This is a genomic window from Pseudomonas matsuisoli (genome assembly GCF_014647635.1).
Lineage (GTDB): Bacteria > Pseudomonadota > Gammaproteobacteria > Pseudomonadales > Pseudomonadaceae > Pseudomonas_P > Pseudomonas_P matsuisoli.
Window position 1 is genome coordinate 179,965 of sequence record NZ_BMPO01000008.1, and the last position, 12,483, is coordinate 192,447.

Sequence of the window (12,483 nt, forward strand, 5' to 3'; positions counted from 1 at the left end):
ACATTCCCAGGCAAGAAAGCACGCGCAGCATCGCCGGCATTTCCCGACGAGACCGCTCCGTATGCCAACGCTCAAAACCGCTTCCTATGCCGTGCAGTGTGCGTCCCTTGGATTTCTCGTGCTGCTGGGCAGCGGCTGTGCCGGCACGTCCAATATGCACGCCTCGGTGTGCAGCACGCCCGCACTGGCGCCCTATGACCCTGCGGAGCCCGTCAACCGTGGCATCTTTGCCTTCAACCGAACGGTCGACGATTACGCCCTGGCGCCGATCGCCCGTGGCTACCGGCGGCTGCCAGACACCGTCCAGAGCGGTGTCCATAACTTTGTCGCCAACTTCGGAGAACCCAAGGTTTTCATCAATGACCTGCTCCAAGGCAACGCACGACGCTCGGTGAACACCCTAGGTCGCTTTGCCCTCAACTCGACCGTCGGCCTGCTCGGATTAATCGATGTCTCGGGAAGACTGGGCATCGAGCGGCACCGGGCGGACTTCGGTCAAACGTTCGGTGTCTGGAACATCGCGAATGGCCCGATCGTCGAGCTGCCGCTGCTAGGCACCTCGAACCTGCGCGACGCCACGGGCAAGGTGTTGAGTTTTGCCGTATCGCCGTTCGGCAGCAATAGCGACACCCTGGAAACGCTGAGCACCGTCAGTACCGTTGGTGGCACCGTCGATGGCCGGGCCAAGGCGCTTCCTGTAACCGAGGAACTGCGTACAGGGCCCGACTACTACGAGGCACTGCGTGACGACGTTGCCGAGCGCCGCGCGCGCTTCGTCGTCGAAGGCAAGGCTGGGCAACCGATGACACCCGAATGCGGCCAGGAGGCGAACAACCATGAGCGATAGCGTCACGCTAACGTTGCACCGCCGGACGCGGGCGCCCACCCCCGACTCACTGCACCTGCGGGAACTCGAACTTCATCTGAGCGAGGATGGGCGCGACCCTGTGCTCCGTCGCTATGCGGAGCGATACCACGAGGACCGTGTCGGCTGGAAAGCCGCTCACGAACATCGCGTATCACTTGCCGAGGTCGTGCGCTGGATGGTCGACAAGGGCCGCGAGGCTCGCGCGCCCTCGACTTGACGTCACTGTATTTCGCTTCGAATCTGCGCGTGGCTGATGAGGGCGAAGATGAGGCTGCCGCCAACAATGTTACCGATCAAGGTCGGTAACGCGAACGGCCACCAGAACTCGCTCCAGGTCAGTTCGCCGGCGAACACCAGATAGCTCACTTCCGCCGTGCCCACGACGATGTGGGTGAAACTGCCCAAGGCCATGCAGTAGGTGATGATGCCGATCACCCAGATCTTGGCACCTTCCGCGGCGGGGATCAGCCACACCATGGTCGCAATCATCCACCCCGAAACGATCGCCTTGGCGAACATCGGGAACGCCTCCTGCTTCATGACTTCCCGGCCGATTTCCAGGAAGGCTTCGTCCGCCTTTGGCTCGAAAATCGGCAGCTCCAGCGCGGCGAACGCAAACAGCGATGCACCCACCATGTTTCCTGCCAGCACCACGATCCACAGTTTCATCAGCTTGCCGAACATGGCAGCAGTCGGTTCGCTCATGACCGGCAAGACGGCAGTGATCGTGTTTTCGGTGAACAGCTGCTGCCGCGCGAGGATGATCGCCAGGAATCCCACCGGATAGCCGAAGGCATAGATGGCAGTGGACATCGGATGGTCCCCGGCAATGCTGCGCAGCAGCCCCATCGCCATCATCGAGAGCCCAATGGAAAGCCCAGCTGCCAGCGCGGACCACCAGAGCGCCGCCACCCCACGTTCAAGTTCGTGGTCACCTTGCAGCCGGATGACTTCGTGCAGGACCTGGGCGCGTGGCGGCTGGCTTTCGACGACCTCGTCCTTTTCCTCTTCGGTCAGGTCACTTTCCGGGTCCACATCGTCCTTGTCGGGTCCGCCCTCGTCATGTGGCAGATGCGTGGCGCTGGCCTTCTGCTCCTCGTCCTTGTCTTTATCCTTGTCTGCCATGGTCACCGCTCCGCTGGATGGATGCGATATAGGCAGCGGCGGCTCGAGCGCGGTTCCGTGGCCGCGTGCGATGTTCCGCTCCCGCAGTAGCAATGCGGTCCACTTCCGTAGAAGCCCATCGGACTGCGATCAGCTCATAGGCGATCATTAGTACGGTCAGGCGATACCGCGTTGTCAGCCAGATCGTGATCGCCCACAAGTGGGCTCCTACAAAGAGCGCGTCCGGCATACATCACCCTTAAAAGCGTGATGACCACGAGCAAGGTGCTGACGGCGGCGACGCCTACATCGACATATAAGCAGCAAAGAGTAATGTCGATCAGCTGTTCCAAGGCTCCGGTACGCCCAGGCGCTCGCCCGTTGCACCGGCAATGTTCATTTCACGAAGGACATCGAGCTCACCCTGGGTTTCCACGCGCTCGGCGATCACCGGCAAATTGATGCTGCTGGCGGCTTGCTGGACGGCCTCGACGAACAGACGCTTGTCCGCCTCCACATCAATGTGCCGGATATAGCTGCCATCGAGCTTGAGATAGTCCAACCCCAGGCGTGCCAGGTTGCCGATCAAGCTGAAGCGGCCCCCGAAGTGCTGGATGGCCAGGCCCGTTCCCGTCAACGAACGCAGCGTCATCGCTAACGCTTCAAGACCGGCCTGGTCGGGCAAATGCTGCTCGTCCAACTCGAGGGTCAGCCGCCGCGACACCTCCGGGTGCTCGCTCAGCTGCTGGATCAGCGTTTCGCGCGCGCGCTCATCGGCCACCGCTGCCCGCGACAGACTCAGCGACATCCGCGCGTCGTGTCCCTTCATCTGCTCCAGCAACAGGTCGAGCATGACCGTATCCAACCGCTCGCTCCAGCCGAAACGTTCGATCCAGGGCAGGAAGCGGCCCGCGTTCACGACGTCGCCGTTTTCATTCAGCAGCCGGGCCAGCGCCTTGTACTGCAGCGTCCCACCCGGCGCCGTCAGGCTTTTCACGGGCTGGAAATAGAGGATGAAGCGGCGCTCCCGCAGGGCAGTGTCCAGCCGTGTACGCCACGTGTCCTGTTCATTGGTGACGCGCCCCGCGCTACCGTCACCGGTGCTCGACCAGACGAAATCACCCTGCCACGCGGCAGCGGCCAAGGCGTCATCGACACGAACGAGCAGCGCCTTGGGACTGTCGCCGATGCGGTAGAGCGTCACTCCGACATGGATACGAATGGTGCTCAGACACTCATCACCCTGCGCCATCTTCTGCAGGTCCGCGACGAGCGCCGCAGCCAGTCGCTCGGCTTCCTCGCCAAGCAACCCCGGCGCAAGAATGGCGAACTGCCCTCCGCGGCTGCGGGCAACCAGCCCTTCACTGCCCAACGCAGGCCGGCTATGCCGACGCAGAGCATCGGCGATCCGGCGCAACAGATCATCCGTCGCATGACCGCCTAAACGCCCATTGACCCCGGCGAGGTCGTCCAGCCTGACCATGAGGAAGGCGCCGTGAGACGCCTGCTCGTCGCTGCTCAGGCTTTGCTCCATCTGTAGATCGAGGCGCCGGCGATTGGCCAGACCGGTAAGGCTGTCGAGATAAGCTTCGTCACGCAGCTGCTCGCTGCGCTCGGCCTGCTCCTGGAAGACCGCCTTGAGCTTTTCCACCATCAGGTTCATTGCCCCGACGACCCGACGCAACTCAGGTGTGCGCGGCAGCTCCGGCACGCTCAGGAACTGTCGAATCGCAATGGCTTCGGACTGGCGCACGAGGTAATCCAACGGCCGCAGCTGCGCACGCAACAGGAGACCGCCAAGAACGGCTGCCACGACCCCACAACCCAGCAGCCATGCCAGGCTACCCATTGCCGAATCCCACAGCCGGGTGATCGCGAACCGAGGGTGACTCGACACCTGTACCCGCGCGGCCTGGTCCCAGCCGCGCATCACGACCGCTTCCGCCGGTTGTGCGTCGATACGCACGAGCCTTTCGAACCAAGCGGGCACGTCCGACGTTTCGTTAGCGCTGGTCCGCTCGGTGATGACGCGGTCGCCGTTCTGGACGTCCAGCACACGGATTCGGTCGTAGTAGCCGCTGTCGAAGATCGAACTGACCAGCAGGTCCACCATCGCCGGATCGTCGATGTTCGGCGTCAACGTCATCGCCAGGGCGGTCGCCGCATCCTGCGCGTGCGACTGCAACTGTTCGATGGATTGGTCGCGAGAACTTTCCAGGCTCGCCAGAAAGCTTCCAGTAAACGCAATCACCAGAAACAGGCAGATGCCGAGGAAGAGCTGCTTGAAGAGGGACATTCCGTCTCCTTACTAAGGGTCCGTTGACGTTTGGTTCGCGGCCAGATGGCGTTTTAGGGTGCGCCGGCCAGCAGGCCTTCCGCGCGCATTTTTCCGAGCAGATCCTGCCAGCGCGACAGTCGCTTGCTGTCGCCGACCTTTTCGTTACCCGGACGGCCGGGCAACCATAGCCCACCACCGTTAAAGGAATACACCGGCAGCAAATCGCGCCGCTCGGCTGCGGGGCGAATATCCCCGATGATGTTGTCGAGCACCAGCGGTGCCGCCGTTGGCGTGGCGTAGTACGTCAGCACCATATGGGCCTGATTCAGGCGCAACGCCTTGACGTAGGTGATCCGCAGCTTATCGTCCGGGATGCCCAGTTCGCGCAGGCTCACGTACTTGGCAATCGCATAGTCCTCGCAGTCACCGGCGCCTTTGATCAGCGCTTCGACCGGCGTCGCCCAATAGTCGGCGGTATGCCAGACGATCTCATCGTCGCGCCAAGCCACGACACGGTTGAAAAAGGCATTCACGGCGATGAGCTTTTCCGCCTCATCCAGCGAACGGCTGGTCTGCAGCATCTCCCGCCAGGCGGTAATGCGCTGGCGGCCGTCCCCCAGCGGACCATAGAGCTGCTCGGCACGCTGCAATAGCTCGCCGAGCAAGATATCCGCGCGCAGCCCACCGCCCAGTAAAAGAACCAGCAACCATAGCCAACAAAACCGTTTGAACGGTCGCTGCAAAAGACTCATCCGTTCGCCCCCGGCCTGAAACCGGCAAGGGCGCCAAGCCGCCCATTGACGGCACTGCAGGTAGGACGGTTCAGGATGGCAATCCTCGATACAGCCGTTTAAGGAAGCGTTCACGACACCGGATAGCAGCGCATGCAGGCCGGCGCTCAACGGCGCTGCAACTCCCCTTTCGGGTAAGGCTACGAATGAAAGACGTGATAGTGCGCGAGCCGCGTGTGAAAGCGCCAGTGCAAATGTGCACGAACGCCACGGCCAACGCGGGAACGTCTATCTATGGATGGCTATCGGCGCCGACGCACCGATCTTTACGGGCGTCGGACGGACGCGCCTGCGGCCTGAATCAACGCTGTGCGCCAGCTGACGCCCTTGGGCAGAGCCAGGAAATAAGGATTCAGGTAACTCTCACGCATGGCGTACGCCAGCGGCGACCCCTCCACATCGAGCACTTCGCCCCCCGCGCCCTCCAATACACCTTGCGCAGCGGCCGTGTCCCATTGTGAGGTTGGGGCCAGGCGCGGATAACAGTCGGCTTCCCCTTCGGCGAGCAGGCAGAACTTCAAGGAGCTGCCGACATTGACGCGGTCCAACGGACCGACTTCTGCTGCCAGGGCGTCGAGCAACCGTGCCTGCTCCGCGCTGCCATGGCGACGACTCGCCACGACTTCGAAGGTCGTTCTCGGGGCAGTCCGAACCTGGATAGGCACATCCTGCAAACCTTTGGCGTCCTGACTCCAGGCGCCCAGGGCGGCGCCGCCGAAGAAACACCGTCCACTCACCGGAACACCCACGACCCCGAACACCACACGGTCGTTTTCGATCAGCGCGACATTGACCGTGAATTCATCGGTACCTGCGATGAACTCCTTGGTGCCATCGAGGGGATCGACCAGCCACCAACGGGTCCAGCCCGCGCGCGTGGCCAGGGGGATGTCGCAATCCTCCTCAGACAACACGGGGATCTCGGGGGCAAGCGCTTTCAAGCCGTCGGCCAACACGCGATGTGCCGCGTAATCCGCGGCGGTCACGGGTGACGCATCGGCCTTTTCGATCACTTCCGTGCCGCTGCGCCAAAAAGGCAGGATGGCCTCGCCCGCTTGCCGAACGAGCGCGATCACGCCTTGCATCAGCTCGTTCATAGGCTCAACTCCCCGCGCTGCACAAGTAGGTCGCGTACGAGATACAGCGCGGCCAGTGCACGGCCTTCGCTGAATTGCGGATGTTGGACGAGGCTTGCGAGTTCGCGCAGGTTCACCTGATCCACGCGCATGGGTTCGGGCTCATCGCCCGGCAAGCGTTCGGGATAGAGGTCGCGTGCGAGCACCACTTGGATCTTCTGGCTCATGTAACCGGGGGAAAGGCTGAGTTCGGTGAGGTATTCGAGCCTTTTCGCGCCGAACCCGGCTTCCTCCTTCAGCTCCCGATCGGCCGCGACCAGGACATCCTCGCCTGGCTCAATCAAGCCTTTGGGCAAAGACAGCTGGTAGTCGTCCGTCCCGCCGCAGTATTCCTCGATCAGCAGCGCGTGTTCGGCATCGGCCAACGCCACGATCATCACTGCGCCATGCCCCGTCCCCCGACCGACCAATCGTTCGTACGTGCGCTCCTCACCATTGGAAAACTTCAGCTGTACCTGCTCGACAGTGAACAAACGGCTGGTGGCTACGATGGCGCGGTCAAGTACAGTCGGTTTCTGGCGCATGGGCGGCTCCGTCGGACGAGTGCCGGTATCATACCTGCCTTTATCGCCCTCGCGGACCGCACGCCCCATGACGACCCTGCCGTGGAACCGGATCGACACCGTACTGCTGGACATGGACGGCACGTTGCTCGACCTGCATTTCGACAACCACTTCTGGCTCGAATACATGCCGCAGCGTTATGCCGACGTCCATGGCATCAGCCGCGCGATGGCGGACCTGGAGCTTGCTCCACTGTTTCGCGATCACGCCGGTACGCTGAACTGGTACTGCCTGGACTTCTGGACGCGTGAGCTGCGGCTGCCCATCGTCGCGATGAAACGCGAGATCGCCGACCTTATTGCCCTGCGCCCGGATGCCGATGGGTTCCTGCAGGCGTTACGCGACGCGGGCAAAGACGTGGTGATGATTACCAACGCTCATCGCGATTCGCTCAGTTTGAAAATGGAGCGTGTTGAGCTTTCGCCGTATTTCGACCGGATGATCAGCTCACACGATTACGGCTTTCCCAAGGAGGCGCCCGCGTTCTGGGATGCGTTACACGCCGACCTTGCGTTCGATCCTGCACGCGCGCTGTTCATCGACGATAGCCTGCCGGTGCTGCGCGCCGCGCAGCGCTATGGTATCGCCCACCTGCTCGCCGTCAGCGAGCCCGACAGCCGCGGAGTCCCCAAGGACACAGAAGAGTTCGACGCGGTGAGGGATTATCGGGCGCTGATCCACGGCCTTTCCGTGACCGGCGCCAAGCACCGGTAGACGACGTAGCGCGCAAGAGATTGGGTCAAAGGTGGAAATGCTCGGCGAAGCTCCATTCGAGTGGGCGGCGTTTGCCGCCTTCGCGACTAAAGCGGAACGCCGCCCGGCCGCCCCCAACAGGGTTCGGTGGGTTGGCGATGAGCTGCGCAATTCTATCGAATGGCATTCCTGCTCACCGGTCATGCCTTTGCCTACACCGGCGCCACAACCTCTGTAGGGACGGCCGGGCGGCGATCCGCTTTAGCCGCGAAGGCGACTGCAAGTCGCCCAATGCAGCGTCGACATAACCACACGTAAGTCCGGCGAACGTCGCCTATGACGTGGCGCGCAAGAAATCCGGTCAAAGGCGGAAATGCTCGGCGTAGCGCTATTCGTAAGGGCGGCGCGTGCCGCCTTCGCGGCTGAAGCCGCCCCTACAGGGTTCGGCGGCTTGACGGCGAGCGCAACCACCTTCTTGCGACCCAGAAGAGCGTTGCCGCGGGTCAATTCGTTATTGCGGGTAAGCGCACCCACCAACATTGTCACCGACCATCTAGACGCCGAAATGGACCTTGGGTCCTTCCCGCTTGAAGCAAATGGTACGTACGCTGTAGCTTTCCCCGTCATGGACATCAAACAGCTAAAGTTCCTTATTGCCCTCGACGAGACTCGCCACTTTGGCCAAGCGGCGGCGCGTTGTCATGTGACGCAACCAACGCTTTCCATGCGACTGCGTAATCTGGAAGACGAGCTAGGCCTCGAACTCGTGATTCGCGGGCAGCGCTTCGAAGGCTTCACCGAACCCGGCCAACGCATCCTCGCCTGGGCACGTAGCGTACTGGCCGCGCATGACGGGTTATTGGCTGAAGCGGCAATCACGCGAGGCAACCTGAGCGGCACCCTGAGGATGGGCGTCGTGCCGTTATCGGCGTTTGATCTAGTCCCCCTTTTGAAACGCCTGCACGCGCGCCATCCTCACTTGCGCTTCGAGCTGTCCGCACTGAGTTCGGACGATATTCTCGAAGGACTTGCGAGCAACCGGCTCGACATGGGTATTTCCTATCTCGACCGACTGGACGCCGCGCATTTCGAATCGTTGGCCCTCGCCGATACCCGCATGGCCCTGCTCTATGACCACCGCCACTTCAGCTTCGAGGAAGAGGCGCTGGTCTGGGAGCAACTGGCCGAGCTCCCCCTGGGGGTGCTGTCCGCTGGTATGCATTTTCGCCAATCCATCGACCATGGGTTCCGCTCCCGCGGTTTGACGCTGGCACCGCTTCTGGAAACCGACGCGGTGCATCAACTCCTTCAGGCGGTACATGGCGGTTTCTGCTGCGCGATCATGCCACTGGAAAGTGGGCTCGACGCTATGACCGAACACCTGCGCCTGCACCCGATCAGCAATGCCAACACCATTTCTCCAGTGGGCCTGATCATGCGCCGTCATGCCCCCCGTTCGCCTTTGGCGGATGTCTGCTTTCATGAAATGCGGGACTTGTTAGGCCTCGACGGCGCTTGATCAAGCATTTCTATCGGGACCTTTTACCTACCGCACATCCGCCTTTTCGCCTTTTTTGTCTGTAGCCGCCGTCCCACCCGCCACGCCGCAGGCCAGGCGCGGCGATATGTCGCGGCATCATGATCGATGGAACTTATCGCCGAATCGGCAGCACCGATTGGACGACCGAACGTCCGATGCCTAACCTGCTCAAATAACGATCAATCTATAGATCGGTGCCTGACATGACTGCCTCGCGTCGTACTCACGCTCCTCTCAAGGCCGTGGACGCTCCTGTATCCACCGCTAGCCGCCAATATCACTATCAGCCTATGGCTGTCGGCTCGCCCGTGCCCGTAGAGCTGGCGGAAGAGTGCGCGCTAGCGATTGCCTACAACGGCATCAGCCAAGCGGTGATGATGGTCACGCCGACGGACCTCGAGGACTTCGTGGTCGGCTTCAGTCTCGGCAATGGGACCGTGGAATCGATCGACGAGATCTACGATCTCACGCTTAGCGGCGAAGGCGAATCGCGCAATGCCGACGTGCAGATCGCCAACCGGGCGTTCTGGGAATTGAAACAACAGCGGCGCCAACTGGCCGGCACCAGTGGCTGCGGCTTGTGTGGTGTCGAGGCGCTGGACCAAGCGCTGCCGGAATTGCCGGTGCTGACACCAGCGCCCTTGCCGCCGGCAGAGTGGCTTGAAGGCCTGCGCGACCGCATCGCCGAATTCCAGCCGCTGGGGCAGCACTGCGGCGCCGTGCACGCGGCGGTGTTCATGGATGCGAACGGTACCTTGTTGTTCGGCCGCGAAGACATCGGCCGCCACAATGCGCTTGACAAGCTCATCGGCGCCTTGTTGCGCCAGGGTCGCTCCCCAGCCGAAGGCGTAGCAGTGGTGACCAGCCGCTGCAGCCTGGAATTGATCCACAAGGCGTTGCGTGCGGGCATCCGCACACTCGTCAGCTTTTCCGCACCCACCGGCCTTGCCGTGCAGTGGGCGCAGCGTCATCACCTGAATCTGATCCACCTCACTCATCACAGCGCGCCCCGGGTCTACAGCCCGGCGCCCAGCGAAGAAGAAGTACAGCCGACATGAGCCTGCAACAGATCAACCCTCGCTATAAACCCTATAAAGGCGCTGCCGCCGGTTGGGGCGCCCTCAAGGCCGTCACCCATTTCTGGCTCGACAGCAAGCAGCCGTTCAAGAACCTGCGCGCGCTGTTGAAGACCAACCAGAATGGCGGCTTCGATTGCCCGGGCTGCGCCTGGGGCGACTCACCCGAAGACGGCCGGATCAAGTTCTGCGAGAACGGCGCGAAAGCCGTGAACTGGGAAGCGACCAAGCGTCGTGTCGACGCAGCGTTCTTCGCCAAATACAGCGTTAGCCAGCTGCGCGAGCAGAGCGACTATTGGCTCGAATACCAAGGTCGTCTGACCCAGCCGATGCGTTATGACGCCAAAAGCGATCACTACGTGCCCATCGAGTGGAACGATGCGTTCGCGCTCATTGGCGGCTACCTCAAAGGCTTGAGCAACCCGGATCAGGCAGAGTTCTATACCTCCGGCCGCGCAAGTAACGAAGCCGCCTTCCTGTATCAATTGTTCGTCCGCGCCTACGGCACCAACAACTTCCCCGACTGCTCGAACATGTGCCACGAAGCCAGTGGTGTCGCGCTTGGGCAAAGCGTCGGCGTTGGCAAGGGCAGCGTTACCTTCGCGGACTTCGAACACGCCGATGCCATTTTCGTCGTCGGCCAGAACCCTGGGACCAACCACCCGCGCATGCTCGAACCCCTGCGCGAGGCGGTGAAGCGCGGCGCTCAGGTCGTCTGCTTCAACCCTCTGAAGGAGCGCGGTCTCGAGCGTTTCCAGCATCCGCAACATGCATTGGAAATGCTAACCAACGGCTCTGCGCCGCTGAACACGGCGTTCTTCCGCCCAGCGCTGGGTGGCGACATGGCCGCTTTCCGTGGCATGGCCAAATTCCTGCTCCAGTGGGAGCGAGAGGCCGTTGCGAATGGCGAAGCACCGTTGTTCGACCACGCCTTCATCGCCGAACACACCGATGGTATGGACGCTTACCTCGCGGAAGTGGACGCCACCTCCTGGACGTTGATCGAGTCCCAGTCTGGGCTGACCTTGGCCGAGATCGAGCAGTCCGCACGCATGTACCGCCGTGCGAAGAACGTGATCATCTGCTGGGCCATGGGTGTCACCCAGCACCGCCATTCGGTGCCGACCATCCAGGAAATCGTCAACCTACAGCTGCTGTTTGGCAATGTCGGCCGCCCCGGTGCTGGCCTATGCCCCGTTCGCGGCCACAGCAACGTCCAGGGTGACCGCACCATGGGCATCAACGACAAGCCCCCGGCTGCGTTGCTGGACTCCATCGAGCGCCGTTTTGGATTCAAGGTTCCACGTCACAATGGCCACAACACAGTCGAAGCCATCGAGGCGATGGTTGCCGGCCAGGCCAAGGTGTTCATCGGCCTCGGTGGCAACTTTGCTCAGGCAACGCCTGACAGCCCGCGCACCCACCAGGCACTGAAAAGCTGCGACCTCACGGTGCAGATCAGCACAAAGCTCAACCGCAGCCACCTTACGGTGGGCACTGATGCGTTGATCCTGCCTTGCCTGGGCCGCACCGATATCGATCGCCAGGCCGATGGCCCACAGGCGGTTACCGTGGAAGACTCGTTCAGCATGGTGCATGCGTCGTTCGGCCAGCTCGAACCGATCCATGGCTCACAGATGAAGTCGGAGCCAGCAATCGTCGCCGGTATCGCCAAGGCGACGCTGGGCGACTTCCCAGTAAATTGGGACAGTTTGATCGCCGACTACGACCGTATCCGCGACCTGATCGCCGATACCATTCCGGGCTTCAAGGACTTCAACCAGCGCGTGGCCCATCCGGGTGGCTTCTACCTGGGTAACGCTGCCAATTCGCGCAAATGGCCGACGGCGAGCGGCAAGGCCAACTTCAAGGCCAACCCGCTACCTGCCGATCTGATCTCCGAGCGCATGCGCAAGAGCGGCCAGACGCATGATCTGATCCTGCAGACCATGCGTTCTCACGATCAGTACAACACCACGATCTACGGCCTGGATGACCGCTACCGTGGCGTTTGGGGTCAACGTGACGTGATCTTCGCCAACGAAGACGATATTCGCCGTCTTGGCTATGAATCCGGCCAGAAAGTGGACGTCAGCTCGCTGTGGGATGACGGCGTCGAGCGCAAGGTAAAGGGCTTTACGATTCTTGCTTACGACATGCCCAAAGGTCAGGCCGCGGCCTACTATCCAGAAACCAACCCGTTGGTCCCGCTGGACAGCTACGGGGTCGGCAGTTTCACCCCGACCTCGAAGTTCATCGCCATCAAGATCGAGCCCGCGCAGCAAAGCAAGCGAATCGCGTAAGCAGTGCGAAGCAAGCGGTGGATTACCCCACGTCGGGGCTAATCCACCCTACTTCGCCGGCACGCACGATCTCTGTAGGGGCGACCGGGCGGCGATCCGCTTTAGTCGCGAAGGCGACCGGAGGTCGCCC

At 62.0% G+C, this 12,483-nt stretch carries 12 protein-coding genes; 6 read left to right on the forward strand and 6 right to left on the reverse strand.

The genetic code is table 11. The features are described 5' to 3' along the window. Window positions 1–154: 154 nt before the first annotated feature. Both IEY47_RS16785 and IEY47_RS16790 read left to right on the forward strand, forming a co-directional pair. Window positions 155–847 carry an MlaA family lipoprotein gene (locus IEY47_RS16785; RefSeq protein WP_229779504.1) on the forward strand — a complete coding sequence of 231 codons (693 nt, stop codon included), beginning with the start codon at window positions 155–157 and terminating at the stop codon, window positions 845–847. Further along, window positions 837–1,085 (forward strand): hypothetical protein, encoded by a 249-nt coding sequence (locus IEY47_RS16790; RefSeq protein ID WP_188984763.1) that lies wholly within the window; start codon window positions 837–839, stop codon window positions 1,083–1,085. The genes IEY47_RS16785 and IEY47_RS16790 overlap by 11 nt, the downstream gene beginning before the upstream one ends. Before the next feature lie 2 nt (window positions 1,086–1,087). Here IEY47_RS16790 and IEY47_RS16795 read toward each other — a convergent pair whose 3' ends face one another. From IEY47_RS16795 to nudE, 5 genes are all read right to left on the reverse strand, one after another. Beyond that, complete coding sequence (locus IEY47_RS16795) at window positions 1,088–1,993, reverse strand: formate/nitrite transporter family protein (RefSeq protein WP_188984765.1); 906 nt, start codon at window positions 1,991–1,993, stop codon at window positions 1,088–1,090. A 319-nt stretch (window positions 1,994–2,312) separates the two neighbouring features. Further along, window positions 2,313–4,268, reverse strand: a complete 1,956-nt coding sequence (locus tag IEY47_RS16800; protein WP_188984767.1) for a bifunctional diguanylate cyclase/phosphodiesterase — start codon at window positions 4,266–4,268, stop codon at window positions 2,313–2,315. 53 nt (window positions 4,269–4,321) lie between these two features. Continuing rightward, the gene (gene lapG, locus IEY47_RS16805; RefSeq protein WP_188984769.1) at window positions 4,322–5,002 is read right to left on the reverse strand and encodes a cysteine protease LapG; all 681 of its coding nucleotides are present in this window, start codon (window positions 5,000–5,002) and stop codon (window positions 4,322–4,324) included. A gap of 305 nt (window positions 5,003–5,307) precedes the next feature. Beyond that, window positions 5,308–6,138 carry a 3'(2'),5'-bisphosphate nucleotidase CysQ gene (gene cysQ, locus IEY47_RS16810; RefSeq protein ID WP_188984771.1) on the reverse strand — a complete coding sequence of 277 codons (831 nt, stop codon included), beginning with the start codon at window positions 6,136–6,138 and terminating at the stop codon, window positions 5,308–5,310. Next, window positions 6,135–6,701, reverse strand: coding sequence for an ADP compounds hydrolase NudE (nudE, locus tag IEY47_RS16815; RefSeq protein WP_188984773.1), 567 nt, complete (start codon window positions 6,699–6,701; stop codon window positions 6,135–6,137). Before nudE ends, cysQ begins: the two co-directional genes overlap by 4 nt. A 67-nt stretch (window positions 6,702–6,768) precedes the next feature. On the opposite strand from nudE, the gene yrfG reads away from it, so the two are divergent. Continuing rightward, window positions 6,769–7,455: a GMP/IMP nucleotidase gene (yrfG, locus tag IEY47_RS16820; RefSeq protein WP_188984942.1), complete on the forward strand. Its 687-nt coding sequence runs from the start codon at window positions 6,769–6,771 to the stop codon at window positions 7,453–7,455. A gap of 25 nt (window positions 7,456–7,480) precedes the next feature. On the opposite strand, the gene IEY47_RS16825 is transcribed toward yrfG, so the two are convergent. Next, entirely contained in the window at window positions 7,481–7,621 is a 141-nt protein-coding gene (locus tag IEY47_RS16825) for a hypothetical protein (RefSeq protein WP_188984775.1), read from the reverse strand. Between the two features lie 438 nt (window positions 7,622–8,059). Between IEY47_RS16825 and IEY47_RS16830 the strand changes: the two genes are divergently transcribed. The 3 genes from IEY47_RS16830 (at window position 8,060) to IEY47_RS16840 (ending at window position 12,353) form a co-directional block, all read left to right on the forward strand. Beyond that, complete coding sequence (locus IEY47_RS16830) at window positions 8,060–8,953, forward strand: LysR family transcriptional regulator (protein ID WP_188984777.1); 894 nt, start codon at window positions 8,060–8,062, stop codon at window positions 8,951–8,953. 224 nt (window positions 8,954–9,177) lie between these two features. Beyond that, window positions 9,178–10,032 carry a formate dehydrogenase accessory sulfurtransferase FdhD gene (fdhD, locus tag IEY47_RS16835; RefSeq protein WP_188984779.1) on the forward strand — a complete coding sequence of 285 codons (855 nt, stop codon included), beginning with the start codon at window positions 9,178–9,180 and terminating at the stop codon, window positions 10,030–10,032. Continuing rightward, the gene (locus IEY47_RS16840) at window positions 10,029–12,353 is read left to right on the forward strand and encodes an FdhF/YdeP family oxidoreductase (protein ID WP_188984781.1); all 2,325 of its coding nucleotides are present in this window, start codon (window positions 10,029–10,031) and stop codon (window positions 12,351–12,353) included. Before fdhD ends, IEY47_RS16840 begins: the two co-directional genes overlap by 4 nt. The last annotated feature ends 130 nt before the right edge of the window (window positions 12,354–12,483 follow it).

Coding starts and splice junctions, on each gene's coding strand:
- IEY47_RS16840 (WP_188984781.1), top strand. CDS start 10,029: ATGAGCCTGCAACAGATCAACCCTCGCTATAAACCCTATAAAGGCGCT.
- cysQ (WP_188984771.1), bottom strand. CDS start 6,138: ATGAACGAGCTGATGCAAGGCGTGATCGCGCTCGTTCGGCAAGCGGGC.
- IEY47_RS16825 (WP_188984775.1), bottom strand. CDS start 7,621: ATGCCATTCGATAGAATTGCGCAGCTCATCGCCAACCCACCGAACCCT.
- IEY47_RS16795 (WP_188984765.1), bottom strand. CDS start 1,993: ATGGCAGACAAGGATAAAGACAAGGACGAGGAGCAGAAGGCCAGCGCC.
- yrfG (WP_188984942.1), top strand. CDS start 6,769: ATGACGACCCTGCCGTGGAACCGGATCGACACCGTACTGCTGGACATG.
- nudE (WP_188984773.1), bottom strand. CDS start 6,701: ATGCGCCAGAAACCGACTGTACTTGACCGCGCCATCGTAGCCACCAGC.
- IEY47_RS16785 (WP_229779504.1), top strand. CDS start 155: ATGCACGCCTCGGTGTGCAGCACGCCCGCACTGGCGCCCTATGACCCT.
- IEY47_RS16830 (WP_188984777.1), top strand. CDS start 8,060: ATGGACATCAAACAGCTAAAGTTCCTTATTGCCCTCGACGAGACTCGC.
- lapG (WP_188984769.1), bottom strand. CDS start 5,002: ATGAGTCTTTTGCAGCGACCGTTCAAACGGTTTTGTTGGCTATGGTTG.
- IEY47_RS16790 (WP_188984763.1), top strand. CDS start 837: ATGAGCGATAGCGTCACGCTAACGTTGCACCGCCGGACGCGGGCGCCC.
- fdhD (WP_188984779.1), top strand. CDS start 9,178: ATGACTGCCTCGCGTCGTACTCACGCTCCTCTCAAGGCCGTGGACGCT.
- IEY47_RS16800 (WP_188984767.1), bottom strand. CDS start 4,268: ATGTCCCTCTTCAAGCAGCTCTTCCTCGGCATCTGCCTGTTTCTGGTG.